The following is a 17567-nucleotide window of genomic DNA, read 5'->3' as shown; positions in this document are numbered from 1 at the left end:
GCACAAAACAGGAACGGGCTGCCGTCGTTGATGGGCCACATGCACTCACCGGGCCTCAAGTCTACGAGGCGTTTGGCATGTGGCAGTCGCTCTAGGTCGTACTTGTGGGAAGGGATGATTACGGAATTGGGCCTGTGCTCGCGCATTGCAGTCCTGTCCTTCCGCGGAGCTCTCTTGCTCTCGTGCGGTCGGCATTGCGAGCTCGCGGCCTCAACGGGAACAACGCGCAAATTCGAAATGCGATCCCAACCATGCTGTGACAGTTGTGGCCGGAGCGCTTGGCGATCTGCGCTACGAGACATCATCCTCCAAGGCTTGCGGGAACTTCGACGTCGCCGGCGCGCATTGCGTCGCCACGATTGGTTCGAGTTCAACGCCAAGTTCAGTTGCAATGTCTTTCTGCCATTGGACTTGCGAGCCATCGCCTTGTGATGAGCGGTGCCCGGGCCTGTCGTGGATTATGCACTGGTAACCTCGGGCGAGGTATTCCAGCCGATATTTATCCCATCCTCGAACGATCCTAGCGGATGCGTGCCCGCAGAACCTTGAAAGCCGTCACGAGGCGAAGCGCTTCACGTGCTAACCTGGTAGCGCCATGCGCCCAACTCGGCTACCGGTGGGATCGCATGCGTAGCCGGCGGAGAGCTCACGCTTGCCACCCTCGATTGCCCTATAGGGGGCGCCGTCCATGACAATGAGCGCGAGTTTACCTGCCTGCGATTGCCGGCGTTCCCCGCGACGTCTACGCGCCGTGGTGGCCTTACCATGAGCTGCGACGCAGCAGCCGGCCACACTTAGAATTCCGCCTGACTGATAACCGCAACGACGGCCGGGCGATTAGTACGATCAAGGGCGTCGAGAACGCATTTTACCTCGTCTGAATATTTCGGATTGGCCATGGTTTTATGAAGGCTTCATCAAGGCAGGCACGTTCCCGCCACATCGCCGTGTTAAAGTCACCACGTCCGATGGAGGCGATAGTGGACGATCGCGAGATAGAACGGCGAGCAAAGATCCTCTGGACCCAAGAGAACCCTAGTCGACCATGGCTTGCGATCGCACAGCGGTTGCAAATGGGTGAAGACCTCTCAACAGGAGCAACAGAAGAGGATCGGGAGCGCTATCGGCAACGAGTGCGCGCCGGCGATTGATCTTCACGCCACCTTGAGTGACAGGTGCCGCAAGCATGGGCGATGTGCGCATTGGCGATCTGAGGCGGCCGGTTGGCGGCATCGGCAGATTGGCGAATGCCGTCCGCATCTGCGCCATAGCGATGAGAAGCGCGTAGACTTCCGTCCGATCGGGATGGATGGAGTTGGCGATGCGGTAGGCCATCATCCGCTCTCCCCGTTGCGCGGAACCTTACCGGATGCGGTTGGTTGAGACCGGGTCAGGAATGGAGCAGACGCCATCCCGGCGGAAGGCAGTGCCACCGGAGATGGATTTCGAACCCGTTCCGTTGCCAGATCAAGCCGCCGAACCCGGCACCAAAGACGCCGATGCTCCTCCGGCACGAAGCGGCCAGACAAAAAAGCGGGGTAGCCGACGGGAAATGCCGGCAAGGACATCCCGGTGCATCACAATGGCCGGGTCCAGCGGAAGGTTTGAGGCTGCGGCCATCGCCAGTTTCCCTCTCTCACACGCGGATGGGAGTTCTCGATGATGTCACCGACGAAGGCCGGAATCTCACTCTCCTTCATCAATTTTCGTTTCGTGCTCTGAGCCATTATCATTGCTCCCGATCGCAACAGGAGGAAGAGTTAAACAAGCACCTCCTCGCGGTGAACTTGCAATGGTGCAATCTCCACCCTAATCGCGCTCTCAGCACTTCGTTCCTTTGCCCCTTCGCCAGCCGCAATTTCGTCTCACCTCGCCGATATCCCAGAGCTGCACGACGTTCCGACGGGGGTGCCGGGAGGCACTTAAGCGGTCTGCCTCGTTGCCGAACCGCAGAGGCGCACTAATCAGTAGTATGGTGACACGCATTCCTGGCGTGGCCCGTAATAGGGCTGGAAAGAGTTGTCGTAGACCCGGTACGAGCGATAGCGATCATAGCACCATTCGACATGCGCCGACGGGGCGCTGGAATAAACCCTGCGAGGTGGCGAGGCGATCGCGCCACCGATTATCACTCCGGTCCCGAATGCGGCCAGTGGATACCACCACCCGTCACTGTGCCGACGGTACCCGTCGCGACGGTAGCGGTATCCCTCGTAGCCATTGTAGTAGCCGTACCGTGGGCCCGCATTGTAGCGGCTCTCGTTGTAGCGGTAGTCGTTATAGCCACGCTTGTGCGGCGGCCCACCGTAATGTCCTGGTTTGTGGTGGATCAGTTCGACTGGCTGGGAAGCTGACGCACCCACCGAAATGGGAGACAAAGGCACGGCCTGCGCCGACACCGCCGACAGTGCCGTAGCGGCGGCTGCGAGTACTGCACCTATTCTTTTCATCAAAGTCTCCTACCAAGTGCGTACACGGACCGCGCTACGTTTTCTTGAGGACACGATATGCTTGCACTGAGCAGCGTTTCATCGTGAACAGAACGAGAGAAACTCAGTTAGTTGGCGTCGATCGTTTGGCCATAGGACCTTCGTCCTACCACCGTCCCTCAAAGGTCCTAGCCGATCGGACCGGCCACCTTTGTCCACAGAACACATTCATATGGGATCGAGCGACTAACCAACAGACATGGTTTCAACGAAATGTGCAGACAGAAACCCAACTAAAGGCCGGGGCAAGCGTTCTTACCGCACGACTGGAAACCCGACACGGTGCTTTAGATTCTGAGTGAGTTTGAACGTTAACAAATGCTGCGCCCTCCCAAACTCTCGCTACGAAGTGCCACGGGTTCCGACAACCATGGCAAGCCAGAAGCACCTGCAGAGGGCGCCCAGGTAAGGACAAAGGTATCGGACTGCGGAGAAGAAGCTGGGCCGTCAACCCAAACTGAACAGACGGAGCTCCCGCCGATACCTTTTAAACGAAGCAGACGCGCAGCTCGCGCACTCCTTCGCGCGCTGGGTCACGATTTGCGGGCAATGTCGACTGCTGCAAGCGTCAATGCTCGCGCGGCAGCTTCCTCCTTTACGATGAAGATCCAGGGTTTGGACACGCCAACTCTTTCGTCCCTGGTTCGGAATCTCGGCCGGTCGCTCGCCAACCCTCCCGCAAAGGCAAGACGAGCTATCCGCCGGTTCGGAAAAATTGTTGGAAAGACAAGGCAGCGGGCGTGGCAAAACGACAGCCGGTGGAAATCGACCATTCGGCTGACCGCCGTTGGCTGTATTTTGCTTGCCGCAACCGTCCTGGTGTGGGCGCTGAAGGACGTTCCCTGGAGCGAAATTCGGGACGGGACGCTAAAGCCTGTCGTGGTGTTGGAGACCGCGACCGGTGGGCCGCTAGTAAGACAAGGCCCCTTTCAAGGGCCCTATGCGGAGTTTAGCCAATTCCCTCCACACCTGATCGACGCGGTGCTGTCCGTTGAGGACCGGCGGTTCATGGACCACTTCGGGATCGATGTCAGAGGCATCGCAAGAGCGCTCATTCGAAACTTCGACGCCGGGTCGGTGGTAGAGGGCGGCAGCACGATCACCCAGCAGCTCATCAAGCTGCAGTACCTCGACAGCGATCGCACGATAAAGCGAAAGATTCAGGAGTTCGTGATCTCCTTATGGCTGGAGTGGAAGCTGGGCAAGCAGGAAATCCTGACACGGTATCTCAACAGCGCCTATCTTGGCGCCGGCGCGACGGGCATGCCGGCGGCCGCACGCATCTATTTCAACAAGGACGTTGCTGCACTCAACCTTTCGGAATCGGCCCTGCTGGCGGGATTGTTGCGGGCGCCGAGCCAGTGGAACCCGATCGATAATTTTGAAGGTGCCCGACAGCGCACGTCGGTCGTCCTCGATGCCATGGTGGCTAATGGCAAGATCACAGCGCCCCGGGCCGCGCAGCTAAAGGCGGGCTTTGCCACGCTCCACCCGACGACGCCGACACCACGTTCCGGGAGCTGGTTCGCGGACTGGATTTCCCCGAAGGCGGGCGAAATCGCCGGCGCGTCGCCAGGCTCGACGACGGTCCGCACGACGCTAGACCCACGGCTACAAAGGATTGCCGAAAAGGTCACTAGGAACGCCCTAGACACCGAGGGAAAAGTCGTCGGAGCATCCCAGGTGGCATTGGTCGCGATGACGTCGGATGGGGCGGTTGTCGCCATGGTCGGCGGTCGCGACTATAAAAAGAGCCAATTCAACCGCGCAGTCACCGCGAAGCGCCAGCCGGGCTCTACCTTCAAACTGTTCGTTTACTATGCGGCCCTTAAAGCCGGGCTCTCCCTATCTGATCAGGTCCTGGACGCGCCGGTCGACGTCCACGGCTGGTCGCCGGAGAATTCCAGCGGTCGTTATCGCGGCTGGGTCACGCTCGCGGAGGCCTTCGCCCGGTCGCTGAATGCGCCGACCGTAGCGCTCGCCCAAGAGGTCGGCATCGACAATGTGATCGCCGCTGCGCGCGAACTCGGAATCGACGCACCGCTTTCCGACACCCCATCCTTGGCCCTCGGCACTTCCGAGGTCAGCTTGCTTGACCTGACAAGCGCCTACGCGTCTGTGCATTTGGGCAAGACGCCCGTCGAACCTTGGGGCATCGTTGAATTTCGGGCGGCCGGTCAAGCAAAGGCATTTCGGGTCGGCTCGCACTCCACCCCGAGCGTTGATCTTTCCGCCTATCGGCCAGACCTCCTTGCCCTTCTGCAGCTGGTGGTCCAACGTGGAACGGGGCGCGAGGCCAACCCCGGCGTCTTCGCGGCCGGCAAGACCGGTACCAGCCAAAACAATCGCGACGCCTGGTTCGTCGGCTTTACGGAGCCACTCGTTGCAGGGGTCTGGGTCGGCAATGACGATGACACGCCGATGAAGGGCGTCACCGGTGGCGCCTTGCCAGCGCATAACTGGCGGGATTTCATGCGCGAAGCGATGACGGCACCTGCCACAGGAACGCTGGAGGCTGGGGCAATCTCACCTCAGAGCTGTAATATCTCAGCTTGCTCCCGCAGCTATCGTTCCTTCCGGCCATCCGACTGCAGCTATCAGCCTTATTTTGGAGGACGGCGGCTGTGCGAAAAATGATGCACTCAACGCAGATCGCCATTCCGCTTAGATGCCAAAATCGGTGCGCTATCTCCAATGGGCCAGGCTTCCTGAAGCGGCCGGACATCCCGCAATCTCGTGATTACCTTGCAGGGCGGCCACCTTCTCTGCACCAATCAAGACAGCGACGTCGTGAGCATCTTCACCCGCGATTCAGGAACCAGTGCGCTCAGCGATAGCGGCAAGACGATCCGTATCGGCACGCCGATGTACCTCATTTCGCCCGGGCCTGAGGCCGCTCAGTGTTTGAGGATCTGGCTGAGGAACAGCTTGGTCCGCTCGTGCTGCGGATTAGTGAAGAAGTCGTGCGGTTTGCCCTCTTCGACGATCTGGCCTGAGTTCATGAAGACCACCCGGTCGGCGACGGCGCGGGCAAAGCCCATTTCATGGGTCACGCAGACCATCGTCATGCCGTCCTTGGCAAGGCCAGTCATCGTCTCCAGAACTTCCGAAACCATTTCCGGGTCGAGCGCCGAGGTTGGCTCGTCGAAGAGCATCACGACCGGCTGCATGCAGAGCGAGCGGGCGATGGCGACGCGCTGCTGCTGACCGCCCGAAAGCTGAATCGGATAGGCGGAACGACACCGGCGTATACTTGTCGAATTTGGCTGACAATTCGCGTATCGCACCATCGCCGCGCATCTCGATATCGCTGAGGATGCCTTCGACGACTGAGCGTACCTGGGTGTACTCTTCGATGCGTCGCGTATCGGGCTTGCCGCGCTTCAGACGGGTGATAGCCATGGATGTCCTTTATGCCCAGCGGATATGCGGGCCTTGATGGGAACTTGCAGAGAGGAAGTCTCGAGCCGTCAGTGTGCGCCTTTGCCTTACGCCAGTGGACGATGACCCGGCCCCGCACCTGTCCTGCGAGAATGCGGTTTGCCGCTTCGGGCAGTTCGGCAGGCCGACTTCCCCCACAGGTCCGCCATAGGCAGCAAGATCGAAGTTTTCGGCTATGCGATCCCAGGCCGCAATCCGCGCAGCATACGGCTGCATGACGCTGTCAATACCGTTCAACGTTACCCCGCGCAGGATGAAGGGCAAGACATTCGTCTCGAGATCGATACCCGCCGCGTTGCCAACGGCGGCGATGGCACCGCCATATTTCACCTGCCTGAGTATCTTGCCGAGGATTTTGCCGCCGACATTGTCGATCACGGCTGCCCAACGCGCCGGTTCCAGCGGTTTATCCGACTGAGCGAGAAATTCCTCGCGCGCCACGATCGCCGTGGCACCAAGTTTCTTCAGAGCCTCCGAATGTTCCGATCGGCCGGAGAGCGCCACGGCCTGGTAACCGAAACGGGCGAGAAGCGCGATGGCAATGGACGCCACTCCGCCGGCCGCTCCGGTCACCAGCACTTCGCCGCCCTCGGTGTTTAGTCCGAGCGTTTCCAATCGGCCGATCGCCAGCATGGCGGTCAGTCCTGCCGTTCCAACGGTCAACGCATCCCGCGTTGAAAGCCGGTTCGGCAGGGGCACGAGCCAGTCGGCCGTGACCCTGGTTCGTTGACTGTAACCACCCCAATGGGTTTCGCCCACGCGCCACCCCGTCAGCACTACGCGGTCGCCCCGCTTGTGGCGGTGATCGAGGCTGTCGCGCACTGTGCCGGCGAAGTCGATCCCCGCCACATGGGGGTAGGCCCGCACGAGCCCCCCGCCACCTTGGCGCACACTCCGTGTCGAGATTTTCCCCGTTGCATTGGTCAGCGCGAAACCTGCGCTACGGTCAGATGCTTAGGCAGAGGTATTTAATCTCCACATAGTCTTCAATGCCATACTTGGAGCCTTCGCGGCCCTGGCCGGACTGCTTGATGCCGCCGAAGGGGGCCACCTCGGTGGAGATCAGGCCGGTGTTGATGCCGACCATGCCGTATTCCAGCGCCTCCGCTACGCGGAAGATCTTGCTCATATCCTTCGAGTAGAAGTAGGACGCCAGGCCAAACTCGGTATTGTTGGCCGTTTCAATGACCTCCTCCTCCGTCTCGAATTTGAAGAGCGGCGCAACAGGTCCAAAGGTTTCCTCGCGAGCGATCTTCATGTCGATAGTGACACCCGTCAGCACGGTTGGCTCGAAAAACAGACCGCCTCGGGCATTGCCGCCGAGAACCACTTCCGCGCCTTTTGCCACCGCGTCGCCGATATGTTCCTCGACCTTGGCGAGCGCCTTTTCCGAGATCAGTGGACCGGCGTCGATTCCCGGCTCAAACCCGTCGCCGATCTTCATTTCCCGCACCTTGGCCGCGAGCTTCGTGGCAAAGGCGTCATAGACCCCGGTCTGCACGAACAGCCGATTGGCGCAGACGCAGGTCTGGCCGTTATTGCGGTATTTGGAGATCATGGCCCCTTCGACCGCCGCGTCGAGATCGGCGTCATCGAAGACGATAAAGGGGGCATTGCCGCCGAGTTCCAGACCCAGCTTCATGATTTGGTCGGCGCCCTGGCGCATCAGGATTTTGCCGACATTGGTGGAACCGGTGAAGGTCAGCTTGCGCACCTTGTCGTTCGCACACATTTCCTTGCCAACACTGGCCGAGTCGGTCGACAGGACGACGTTGAAGAGTCCCGCCGGCAGGCCGGCGCGCTCCGCCAAGACCGCGATCGCCAGCGCCGAAAGCGGCGTTTCCGCCGCCGGCTTTGAGACCATGGCGCAACCGGCTGCGAGCGCCGGCGACATCTTGCGGGCGAGCATCGCGTTCGGAAAATTCCATGGAGTGATCGCGGCAACGACCCCGACCGGTTGCTTGATCACGATGATGCGCTTGTCTGGCTGGTGTCCCGGAATGGTGTCGCCATAGACGCGCTTTGCTTCCTCGCCGAACCATTCGACGTAGGACGCCCCGTAAAGGATTTCGCCCCTCGCCTCCGCGAGCGGCTTGCCCATTTCCATGGTCAAAATGGTAGCAAGGTCGTCGGCATTGGCAACTATCAGGTCGTAGAGGTTGCGCAGCACCACGGCGCGTTCCTTGCCGGTCTTTTTCGCCCATTCCTTTTGCGCTGCGTGCGCCGCATCGATGGCATGCGCGGTTTCGGCCCGGCCCATGTCGGGCAATGTCGCGATAGCCTCGCCTGTCGCTGGATTGGTGACGTCGAATGTCTTGCCGCTGTCGCTTCTCGCGAGCCACTCGGCGCCCACCAGCCCCTTGTCAACGGCAAGGCTGGTATCCTTCAGTTTGACGAGCAGGGTTTCCGAAATCGTCATTCGCAGGCCTCCTCGCGCAAACGTGCGCGTCTTGCTCCCGAAGAGCCAGATTTGTGTCGTCCCGATGCCGCGTCGGCTACCTTCATTGACCGAAGACGTGCGCCGATCCGGCATCGAACCTCAACCAAACGGCATCGCCGCGAGCGAGGCCCGAGATCGCCTCGTGACCGAACGGAAGGCGGACAGACAGATCGTTGCCCTTGTTGGTCTTTGTTGCGACGTGCACGTTGTTGCCGAGGAAGGTGATATCGCTAACCGTGGCGGGCAACCCGGTGTCCGATCGCGTTTTAGACAGGAGCAGGCGTTCCGGTCTCAGCATGAGGGAGGCTTTGCCTCCGGAGGAGGCAGTTCCATGCAGGGGAACGTTGGCGACTCTCATTGTGTCACAGATAGCGACCTCTGCCCGGCCGTTCGCCGTGGAGACCACATTGCAGGGCAGGAAATCGCTGTCTCCGATGAACTCGGCGACGAACCGCGTGGCGGGATTGGCGTAGAGCTCCGGCCCCGTACCGATCTGGTCGATCACGCCCTTCGAAAAAACGGCGATCCGATCGGAAAGGCGAAGCGCTTCCTCCTGGTCGTGCGTAACGGGCGCCGATGACGATGACGTCGGCCTGATCGTTTTCCATGAGTGGAACCGCGTCAGGCGCAGCTTTGACCGTCGCCCACAGCGAGACGGTTCTTTCGTCTCGCGAGGAGAAGGAACGGCTCGTCGCCGCGGCATTCATGCCGGAGGCGCGCGTTTCCGAGATCGCGCGAACGGCCGGTGTCCATGTGAGCCAGCTTTTTCGCTGGCGCAAGGAACTCTGTCAGATATCCGCGCCCTCCGTCCCGCAGCTTATTCCGGTAGAGATCGTCGAGCCGCCGCCGTCGTCGCCAGCGGAGCCGCCGGTCTCCCGGCCGCGCAAAAGGGCAAGTATCGTCACGATCGAGCTTGGCCGAGGCCGTCGCCTGCGGGTCGAGAGTGACGTCGACCCCGAAGCGCTCGGTCGGATTTCTGATGTGCTGGAGCGGCGATGATCCCGTCCCGAGCGGTGTGAAGGTCTGGTTGGCGACGGGCTATACGCCTGTCCTAATGGTACAGGAGACCTTGAAGCGCGATCCGATAAGCGGCCCTCTCTTCGTCTTCCGGGGCTTGATCAAGGTGATTTAGCACGATGGCCAGGGTGCGAAGGCTCACCTTAAGCGAAGGCGTCAGCAACGCGTCGCGATTGGCGATCGCCAGATCGTTCCTCCGATAGGCCGCTACACCCATTACGGGCTGTCTGTGACTGGCGTTCGCTTGGCAGCTACTCACCGGAACTATTGCTGGCGAGCTCGGGTTTTCTAGAGATCCCAACTTCCTATCGCCACGGAAGGGCTGCAACTCCGCGGCGCCTAAACTGAAGGACGAGTCCTATGAGGTACAAACTGACCAGAGATTTCGTCGCCGCCCCATTACTTGCAATCGCCGCCCTGTTCACAACTTCAGCACTATCCAGCGACCCCGGAACTGGCGCGCAGAATGAGCGTTGCCGCGTCGCTCCGGGTGCGGGCGCCAATGGGGGGACGCTCACAGAAAAGCTTGATGATTGCGACGGAGTTCTGAAGCCGCCAACAGTCGGCGACACCGAAATGGTCGAGCCTGCTCCTGAGTCGGAAGAACGCCCGTGATCCGTCCAGACGAGGTGCCAGAACAACAGTAACGGTCCGAATCCCAGTGGGTTATGGCCAACATCATCTGCCGACTTGCTAATGGTTTCGCTCGCCACCATGCGCTGAGCAGCTCCAGGTTTGGTCCGCATCGATCTGCATAGAACGAAGAAAAAGGCTTTTGCTGCGTGGAGAAGCGCCACGCCTCCTACGAAGGCCTGCGCGAAGTTCAGGACAATGCCGCGATGTTCGATATGGCCGTTCCGGCCGGCGGCCGTTGATCATCGCGATCGATCAAGATCAGCGTGATCGAGTCCGAAGTGGTCGAGCACCAGTTGGAGATTGCGGCGGTTGGACTTGAAATAGACGTCGAAGACGTCGCCGACCACCGGGACGCTTCCCGCGACCGTGTCGAATCCTACATTGACCAGCATCTTGAGAAGCTTGTCGTTCGGCACGCCGAGACGGCGCGCCTCGTTGACGATGAAGAGGCTGACCGCCGCAGCGCCGAAATCGCCGATGCCGGGGATCAAGCCGAGCACGGAGTCCGCGCCGAGCGAGACGCGGGTGCCGGGAATTCGGAGCGCCGTGTCCATAAGCCGGGCCAGGCCCCGTATACGCCGGAGGCGTGCGAGTTGCTCAATCGGTATCGTCTGCTTTTTCATACTTCTTATGTGGTCCCAACACGCCGCCGTTCAAATGTCATGCGGCCGACTTCTGCTTGCCGAGCCGCTTGATCGCCTGCTCAAGCGGACGCCGCCCATCGCAGTAATCCTCCCAAGCGGTCGTCTTTGCCAAAAGCGCCGGGACCGTGCGGATGGTGAAGCGCTTCGGATCGAGGTTGGATTTTGAGCTGCGTCCAGGTGCGGTGTCGATAGAACGTGCATTTAGTCCTGATGCGCGAGGTCGCAGCAGTCAAAAGGCAATACGCCGCGTTGGCGCCGCCGATCTTGAGTTTGGCCCCGTTCTCCTGAGCCCGTGCCCCGAAAGCGGGAGAATGGTGCAGTCGCTGAGAACGGCGACCTGATGTGAGTTGTATAGGACCGAGGACGGGCCGGTAGTTGCTATCAGCTCAGACCGTGGATCCGGCTACAAAGAAGAACTCGATGACACCTGAATGGACCGTTGACAAAAATCCTGACGTGATGGGATTCGAACCAACGGTCATCCTGTTTGGATGGGCTAAAGCCTTGAATATACAGCAAGGCTCGTAAGTTGATGCCAAGCCGCAAGGCACTACTTCGCGAACTCACGATACAGCTCGACCGTCGGTGCGTGCGTATCGATCGTGTCAGCGACCTTGGCGGCCATCGGCAGGTTTTTCTTTTCCGCATCCCATGCCGCCCTAAAACGTTCAACCGTCTCGCGCGCCGTGTCGATCACCAGCTTTTCGGAAAGCTCCGCTTTCGCAGCCAGATGCGCCAGCTCGTCCTTCGACAGCGCTGCCATCTTTTTTGTGCGGGAGAAATTGAGCGCCGCCGTATCTTCCCCCTCGATGTAAGGGATAGTCGACAACAAGTCATACGCTGGCGAGAGTGCAGGGGTGCGGCGATCAGGATAGATGAGCGACCAGTTCTTCAGGTGCATGTCGCCATTGCCGATTAGCGTGCTGAAGACTAGACGCCGGATGAACTCCGCCACGTCGGCCGTGCTGGTTTCGATCCCCAGCACGCGGCCGATCACCCGGTAATTGCCCCTATCGTATTTGTGGTCGGGAAAGACGCCGAAGACTTGCGCAAAGTCCTCGATATGCACCGCTCCCTCCGGCGTGCGGTCAAAACGCTTGATCGCCAGCGCCTGCCCGTGCAGTTCACCCACCCCCTGCGGAAGACCGCTTACGGCGTCGAGATCAACCAGCTGGAGCTCAGGCACGTCCATACCCATCATGCGGGCGATGGTCATCATCGCGAACTCATTCTCGGGCACGCCGCTATATTGCTGAGACGGCAGCTTCACGATCCACGAGCCACCCGTGCCCTCGGCCGGAATGGTCAAGCCGCCGCCCTTTTTGTCGTTCTTAAAGGCCGAGAACTTTAGCTGCACACCCGCCAGCGAAAAGCGCAGCGCGTTCGGCCGCGCTTCGACGATAGCCTGCCCGTCATCCGGAGGCGCGTCATCCCCTTCGGAGGGATGCACCGTCACAGCCCCAGGCAGGTCGCGGCCGAGCATCCAGAGCAGGAAGAATTCCCGCGACGGCTTCACACCCGCACGATCAGCGAGGTATTTGCGCAGCGGTCCTTCCGGCAGTAGGTTCGAGAAGAAGGGCGGGACTACCATGTTGTACGGCCTGAACTTCGTGATGAGCGCCCCGAACGGGTCTTTCAGGGACAGGCTAAGCGTCGGCCGCTTTTCGTCTTCGATATAAGCATCGTTGAACGCGAAGATGGTGCGCCCGTCCTGCAGATTCGTCAGGGTCGCAACCGGTTCCCCATAAAGCCTAACATCGAGTACCCTGACCTTAGGCATTATCGTCTTCCTCATCCAGCGCATAGGCCGAGCGAGGGACCGCGTCGTCACGCTCGCGGTGCACCGCGGCATTGCGTAGGTGTCTTACGACATGTGCGATCCTGCTCAGCTCCTGACGGGACGGAGGATCAGCCTGCCACCGGTCGCGGCGTGCAGTCGCCTCGTTGAATGTGTCCATCTCCTCGGCCGACAGAGGAAGATGCCGTAAGAGCGCGAGGCTATCTTTGAATGTATCTGCCTCGGAAGCACTACCGAACCCGCCCCTGTGCTGCGCAAACCACCGCTCAAGGCGCGCCACCAGTTTGCGCTGGTCGGATGTCACGACATCACTCGATGCCGATGCACTATCGAGGATATTGCGCATTGCCGGCATCAGTTTTTTCGGGACAAGGACGATCTCGAGGTCGAGCGCGCGCGCCACATCCACTAGGCTGCCAAGTCCGGGCTCCATGGTGCCCCGTTCTATCTGAGAAATATGGCTTTGCGTCAGGCCCGATCGTGCGCTCAGCTCGCGCTGGCTCATTTTCTGCGCTTCGCGCGCAGCGCGCAGCTGCTGCCTTATATGCTCCGTTTTATATGCCATATCATTATCCTGTATCGCATGATGCGAAACATACAGGATAATATATAAGAGGTTCTCAGAGCGACGCAATCTCGATATACAAAACCGTATCAAAACGCTGATATATATAGAATTATATATATCAAATTGCAGCCTTAGGACTCACAGATATCCATCAGCTCCTATAGCCACCCATCAGTGCGCGCAGCAGATCAACCTGCGCAGACCCTGCCGGTATAGTGTCTGCTGTAAAGGGGACATTGATGTAGGCTCGCCCGTCCGGTTGCGGCCGCGCATGCAGGCCGAATCCTCGAAACGCCGGAAGCCTACCGCCCCGACATCGACCAGCGCATTGTAGCTTTCCCATTTCCCCCGAGTGCCCCATAGCGTGCGCAGCTGGTCCACCAACCGGCCAATCGCAGTGACAAAGGCACGATCCTCGGTCGGTAGCTCAGGCGCCACTTCGCAGAGCGTACCGGTTCATCCCGTCCAGATGTCCGAACAGGCAGGACGCGATCCGCAGGGGCTCAAGGATGACAATGCCGACGTCATGGAAGACGCGCACCACATCACCATGCAGCCGATAAGACCGGACAGCATCGCGCTCTGATACGGCAATCCGTCAGCCGGATCGCGAGATTGTCGCGTATGCGGGTTTCCTCATTTACTGCAAACCCTGCAGGCGCCAGCTTCCAACGGCGCCGCCTGCCAAGATGAAGAGCACTGCTTCAGCGACGATGCCAAGGCCGAATCTTCCGAAAAACTCTGGGAAAGCTGAATCAGGGCAAAAACAAAAACGAGATCGAAAAAGAGTTCAGGAAAGCTCGCCTTCGTCTGATCCGTATTTTCTTTCCGGAGCCAGTGCGGGTGGTTTTGAGCAATGGAACCCTCGTAAGGATGAGAAGCAGCAATATATAGGGCGCTCAGCACGTGAAAAACGCACGAGGGTTGGCTTGGGATAACCGATGGAGACCCTCGGCGCTGACATCGTGGCGATGGCAGCTTCATCACCTGATCTACGCAGCCACAGCAACGAGTAATCTATGTCTATCGGTATCATAGGAGCTGGCCCTGCCCACATACTGGCTGAGGCTAGATAAGTTCTGTGTAAATGAAGATTTCAAATCGGCGCTCCCATTTGACTTTGGCTATCCATTGGCCGAACTCTGGATCGTAGCCAACTGATCACCATCGCCAACTACGGGAGGCCACGAGATTGAACGCTTCCCTGATCCGGCACGCCATCCACATTTCCGCGATTCTTGGCCTCTACCTTTCGGCCGCGATGCTGATTCCAGCGATGCTGGACCTCTATTATGGCCATCCGGATTGGCAGGTCTTCGCGGCTGCTGCTTTCGTTACCAGCGGCCTTTCTGCTGCGACTTTCATGGCCACCCGTGCTGGGCCGCCTCCGTTCTCGAAGAAATTTGGCTTTCTCCTCGTCAACGTTCTCTGGTCGGCTTTCGCGTTGATCGGTGCCTTGCCGCTGTGGCTGTCCTCGCTCGATCTCGACTTCGCGCAGGCGCTTTTCGAGTCCGTGTCAGCGATTACCACGACCGGATCGACGGTGATTGTCGGGCTGGACGATGCCCCGCCCGGCATTCTGATCTGGCGGTCGCTCATCTGCTGGCTCGGAGGCGTCGGAATTGTCGTCCTGGGATTGTTCATTATTCCGTACCTGCGGGTCGGGGGAATGTCCTTCTTCAAGATGGAATCCTCCGACACAAACGAGAAGCCCTTTGCCCGCCTCGCCACCTTCAGCCGGGCGTTTTTCACCGTCTACGTTGGCATTACGCTCCTTTGTGCAATCGGCTACAACCTGACCGGGATGAACCGGTTCGATGCGATCAATCACGCCATGTCGACGGTTGCCACCGGCGGTTTTTCGACTCATGATGCATCATTCGCCTATTTCGGCAGCATTCCGCTCCTGTGGACGGCAACGTTCTTCATGACCTTGTGCAGCCTGCCCTTTTCGATCCTCATCGTGTTCGTTGCACGCGGTCGGCTCGACGCCTTGCGTGATCCTCAGATCTTCGTTTTTCTCGCCTATCTGACGGTCTTCGCTCTTTCGGTGGCGATTTATCACCGTTTGACGAATGGCGTCGAGTTTCACATCGCATTGGCCCACTCATTCTTCAACTTCAGCTCGATTCTCTCGACTGCGGGTTACATGAGCGAGGACTACCAGCTTTGGGGACCATTCGTCGTGATGGCCGCATTCATCGCGACCTTCATGGGCGGGTGTTCCGGATCCACCGCCGGCGGCATCAAGGCCTACCGCTTTATCGTTCTCTTCAGCGCCATCCACTCTGGCTTGCGCAAACTCATTTATCCGGCGGCAGTTTACCCTGTCCGCTACGGCCGAAATTCCCTTGATCTGGACACCTTGCGGGCGATCCTCCTGTTTTTTGTCACCTATATCCTCCTCTGGATTTTCGGCAGCCTTGCGATGGCTGCCTTGGGCTACGACTTTCTCACCGCCGTGTCCTCGGTCATCACCTGCCTTTCCAATGTCGGTCCCGGGCTCGGCAGCATCGTTGGCCCAGCCGGAAACTTCTCGACGCTGGAAGATCCGGAACTCTATCTGCTTTCACTCATGATGATGATGGGCCGACTTGAGGTGCTGACCGTGCTTGTCATCCTGACACCAGTGTTCTGGAAGCAGTGACAAATTAGTGACCGACAAGCGGTTGCATGCTACCACGGCAGATAACCACTGTTTTATTGGAGAACCAGATGACCGCCCATCAGCGAGATCCATACGAACTCGTCGGCCGACTCATAGGGACCATCCTCAGCATTGTCGCCTACGCATTGGTTGCATGGCCGCTGGTGCGGCCTTTCCTGTAATGGCGGCGCTCGCGGCGTGGCGCAAAGCACCTGGCCTGCCCCCCGCACGAGAACCGAGTGGCTATGCCGGCCGTGTGTCGTGGCCGGAGAACAGTGAGGATGCGATATTTTGCGCCATTCACAGACAATCGTATCGACGGCCATTGCGTGACCGGAACTCCGCCGTATTGTTAGGACAGCCGGCCTCAGCCTGCATCCATCGTCCATAAGATCGGGAGGATTTCCGCATGGCATTTATAAGCTTGACCCGTCGCGCCGCTATGGCGGCCGGGTTTGCTTTCTGTTCGGCGCTCGCGCTTGGCTCGGCGGCGCAAGCGCAAGAGTTTCCGGATCGGACGGTAACGCTCGTCGTTCCCTTTGCTGCCGGAGGTTCGACCGACGTGGTTGCGCGGATCATCGCCCAGAAAATGTCCGACGATCTCGGCCAGCAGGTGATCGTCCAGAACGTTGCTGGCGCTGGCGGTAATCTTGGCGCCGCAAACGTTGCCCGCGCCGATCCCGACGGCTATACGATCCTGATGGCGACAGTAGCGACCCATGCGCTGAACCCGCTCATCCTGAAAACCAAACCCTACGATCCCGAAAAGGATTTCGCACCGATCTCGCTTCTGGTCGTGGTTCCGAACGTCCTGGTGGTCAATCCGGAATTGCCGGCCAAGACGGTTCAGGAATTGCTGGCACTCTTGAAAGCTGACCCCGAGACGTACGCCTACGCCTCCTCCGGCAACGGAACACCGCTTCATCTCTCCGGCGAGCTCTTCAAAAAGATGGCCGGCGTCGAGATGCAGCATATTCCCTACAAGGGCTCCGGCCCGGCACTGAACGATGTAATCGGCAATCAGGTGCCAATCATGTTCGACAATCTCCCCTCGTCATCCGGTCATATCAAAGCTGGCACCCTCCGCGCGCTTGCTGTCACGACGGCAGAACGCGCATCGTCCTTCCCCGACATTCCGACCATCGCAGAGTCGGGCATTCCCGGTTACGAGACCTATACCTGGAACGCGCTCTTCGCTCCCGCCAACACGCCACAACCGGTGATCGCCCGCCTCAACGAAGCTGCGAAGAAGGCTATGGCCGATCCGGCGGTGCAGAAACGCATGGAGGAATTCAGCGCCAAGATCGTAGGTTCGACGCCCGAGGAGCTCGCCGCCCACGTCAAAGCCGAGCTTGCCAAATGGACCCCCGTCGTCCGCGACGCCAACATCCAAATGGATTGATCTGCAGCTGCCGCGCCTACCGCCACTTACGGTTTCAATGATCCGTGAAACGAGCTAGTGCGAGCTTTCTGCAGCTCGACCATTCGGTCCGGCCAGTAAAGCTGAAACAAGCTTCTGTTTCCCCTGGGGAACCGAATGAACAGTCATAACAACGTCCGCTGACGCCGAGCAGTCGAGCGGCAACCGCTCACCGCGTGGTGGCCGAGAGCGGCGTTGGTTGCCGCGGCTATTGTGGGGCTTATACCATCTTAAGCGGCTCACTCACGATGCTATTCCACTCGATACATTATCCGATCTTCTGTAACGGGCTTTGCGTCAATCCCTTGTGAGCTTAATCCCTCGCCGAGTGCTTGCTTCTGTCCGCAGTCGGAGCTTTGCCGCTGCTCTATGGTGTCTGCTGAGGACCGGTTGGCCAATCTTAGAAGCGCAGTCACCGCGTGCTGCTGATCGCATAGCGGCCTAACCCATCCATCGTCCCGGCGAAG

11 protein-coding genes and 6 pseudogenes are annotated in these 17567 nt (G+C 59.5%); 7 read left to right on the top strand and 10 right to left on the bottom strand.

From position 1 onward, the window contains the following. Positions 1–1035: 1035 nt before the first annotated feature. Positions 1036–1335: a hypothetical protein gene (locus N0Q91_RS28905; protein WP_275598930.1), complete on the bottom strand. Its 300-nt coding sequence runs from the start codon at positions 1333–1335 to the stop codon at positions 1036–1038. A 34-nt stretch (positions 1336–1369) separates the two neighbouring features. On the opposite strand from N0Q91_RS28905, the pseudogene N0Q91_RS28900 reads away from it, so the two are divergent. Beyond that, positions 1370–1608 (top strand): annotated as a pseudogene (locus tag N0Q91_RS28900) (hypothetical protein). 356 nt (positions 1609–1964) lie between these two features. On the opposite strand, the gene N0Q91_RS28895 reads toward N0Q91_RS28900, so the two are convergent. Beyond that, positions 1965–2450 carry a BA14K family protein gene (locus N0Q91_RS28895; RefSeq protein WP_275598929.1) on the bottom strand — a complete coding sequence of 162 codons (486 nt, stop codon included), beginning with the start codon at positions 2448–2450 and terminating at the stop codon, positions 1965–1967. Between the two features lie 588 nt (positions 2451–3038). Between N0Q91_RS28895 and N0Q91_RS28890 the strand changes: the two genes are divergently transcribed. Further along, on the top strand, positions 3039–5126 hold the full coding sequence (locus tag N0Q91_RS28890) for a PBP1A family penicillin-binding protein (protein ID WP_375341900.1): 2088 nt from the start codon (positions 3039–3041) through the stop codon (positions 5124–5126). A 99-nt stretch (positions 5127–5225) separates the two neighbouring features. Beyond that, a pseudogene (locus N0Q91_RS28885) lies at positions 5226–5300 on the top strand (hypothetical protein); the annotation flags it as partial. 86 nt (positions 5301–5386) lie between these two features. On the opposite strand, the pseudogene N0Q91_RS28880 reads toward N0Q91_RS28885, so the two are convergent. From N0Q91_RS28880 to N0Q91_RS28865, 4 genes and pseudogenes are all read right to left on the bottom strand, one after another. Continuing rightward, positions 5387–5719, bottom strand: a pseudogene (locus tag N0Q91_RS28880) (amino acid ABC transporter ATP-binding protein); the annotation flags it as partial. Between the two features lie 181 nt (positions 5720–5900). Then, the gene (locus N0Q91_RS28875) at positions 5901–6797 is read right to left on the bottom strand and encodes an acrylyl-CoA reductase family protein (protein WP_275598927.1); all 897 of its coding nucleotides are present in this window, start codon (positions 6795–6797) and stop codon (positions 5901–5903) included. Positions 6798–6876: 79 nt separating this feature from the next. Further along, entirely contained in the window at positions 6877–8349 is a 1473-nt protein-coding gene (locus N0Q91_RS28870) for an NAD-dependent succinate-semialdehyde dehydrogenase (RefSeq protein ID WP_275598926.1), read from the bottom strand. Positions 8350–8431: 82 nt separating this feature from the next. Next, positions 8432–8938, bottom strand: a pseudogene (locus N0Q91_RS28865) (TOBE domain-containing protein); the annotation flags it as partial. Positions 8939–9003: 65 nt separating this feature from the next. On the opposite strand from N0Q91_RS28865, the gene tnpA reads away from it, so the two are divergent. Both tnpA and N0Q91_RS28855 read left to right on the top strand, forming a co-directional pair. Continuing rightward, the gene (tnpA, locus tag N0Q91_RS28860) at positions 9004–9369 is read left to right on the top strand and encodes an IS66-like element accessory protein TnpA (RefSeq protein ID WP_275598925.1); all 366 of its coding nucleotides are present in this window, start codon (positions 9004–9006) and stop codon (positions 9367–9369) included. 378 nt (positions 9370–9747) lie between these two features. After that, positions 9748–10034, top strand: a pseudogene (locus N0Q91_RS28855) (hypothetical protein). Positions 10035–10262: 228 nt separating this feature from the next. Here N0Q91_RS28855 and N0Q91_RS28850 read toward each other — a convergent pair. The 4 genes and pseudogenes from N0Q91_RS28850 to N0Q91_RS28835 form a co-directional block, all read right to left on the bottom strand. Further along, positions 10263–10646, bottom strand: coding sequence for a DUF4112 domain-containing protein (locus N0Q91_RS28850; protein ID WP_122102871.1), 384 nt, complete (start codon positions 10644–10646; stop codon positions 10263–10265). Positions 10647–11217: 571 nt separating this feature from the next. Further along, positions 11218–12447, bottom strand: a complete 1230-nt coding sequence (locus N0Q91_RS28845) for a type II toxin-antitoxin system HipA family toxin (RefSeq protein ID WP_275598924.1) — start codon at positions 12445–12447, stop codon at positions 11218–11220. Continuing rightward, the gene (gene relB / locus N0Q91_RS28840; RefSeq protein WP_345774941.1) at positions 12440–13030 is read right to left on the bottom strand and encodes a type II toxin-antitoxin system RelB family anti-toxin; all 591 of its coding nucleotides are present in this window, start codon (positions 13028–13030) and stop codon (positions 12440–12442) included. The genes N0Q91_RS28845 and relB overlap by 8 nt, the downstream gene beginning before the upstream one ends. Positions 13031–13715: 685 nt before the next feature. Next, positions 13716–13891: pseudogene (locus tag N0Q91_RS28835) on the bottom strand (low temperature requirement protein A); the annotation flags it as partial. A gap of 334 nt (positions 13892–14225) precedes the next feature. Between N0Q91_RS28835 and N0Q91_RS28830 the strand changes: the two are divergent. Together N0Q91_RS28830 and N0Q91_RS28825 are read left to right on the top strand one after the other, a co-directional pair. Beyond that, the gene (locus N0Q91_RS28830; RefSeq protein ID WP_275598921.1) at positions 14226–15680 is read left to right on the top strand and encodes a TrkH family potassium uptake protein; all 1455 of its coding nucleotides are present in this window, start codon (positions 14226–14228) and stop codon (positions 15678–15680) included. Positions 15681–16089: 409 nt separating this feature from the next. Further along, entirely contained in the window at positions 16090–17082 is a 993-nt protein-coding gene (locus N0Q91_RS28825) for a Bug family tripartite tricarboxylate transporter substrate binding protein (protein WP_275598920.1), read from the top strand. Positions 17083–17567: the final 485 nt, after the last annotated feature.

The organism is Sinorhizobium prairiense, from assembly GCF_029201645.2.
In the GTDB taxonomy this organism is placed as follows: Bacteria; Pseudomonadota; Alphaproteobacteria; order Rhizobiales; family Rhizobiaceae; genus Sinorhizobium; species Sinorhizobium meliloti_A.
This window is presented reverse-complemented; position numbering and strand designations above follow the sequence as displayed.

Excerpts from the sequence above, each read along its gene's own strand:
- N0Q91_RS28905 (WP_275598930.1), bottom strand. The coding sequence starts at position 1,335 with ATGGCCTACCGCATCGCCAACTCCATCCATCCCGATCGGACGGAAGTC.
- N0Q91_RS28895 (WP_275598929.1), bottom strand. The coding sequence starts at position 2,450 with ATGAAAAGAATAGGTGCAGTACTCGCAGCCGCCGCTACGGCACTGTCG.
- N0Q91_RS28890 (WP_375341900.1), top strand. The coding sequence starts at position 3,039 with ATGTCGACTGCTGCAAGCGTCAATGCTCGCGCGGCAGCTTCCTCCTTT.
- N0Q91_RS28870 (WP_275598926.1), bottom strand. The coding sequence starts at position 8,349 with ATGACGATTTCGGAAACCCTGCTCGTCAAACTGAAGGATACCAGCCTT.
- N0Q91_RS28850 (WP_122102871.1), bottom strand. The coding sequence starts at position 10,646 with ATGAAAAAGCAGACGATACCGATTGAGCAACTCGCACGCCTCCGGCGT.
- N0Q91_RS28845 (WP_275598924.1), bottom strand. The coding sequence starts at position 12,447 with ATGCCTAAGGTCAGGGTACTCGATGTTAGGCTTTATGGGGAACCGGTT.
- relB (WP_345774941.1), bottom strand. The coding sequence starts at position 13,030 with ATGGCATATAAAACGGAGCATATAAGGCAGCAGCTGCGCGCTGCGCGC.
- N0Q91_RS28825 (WP_275598920.1), top strand. The coding sequence starts at position 16,090 with ATGGCATTTATAAGCTTGACCCGTCGCGCCGCTATGGCGGCCGGGTTT.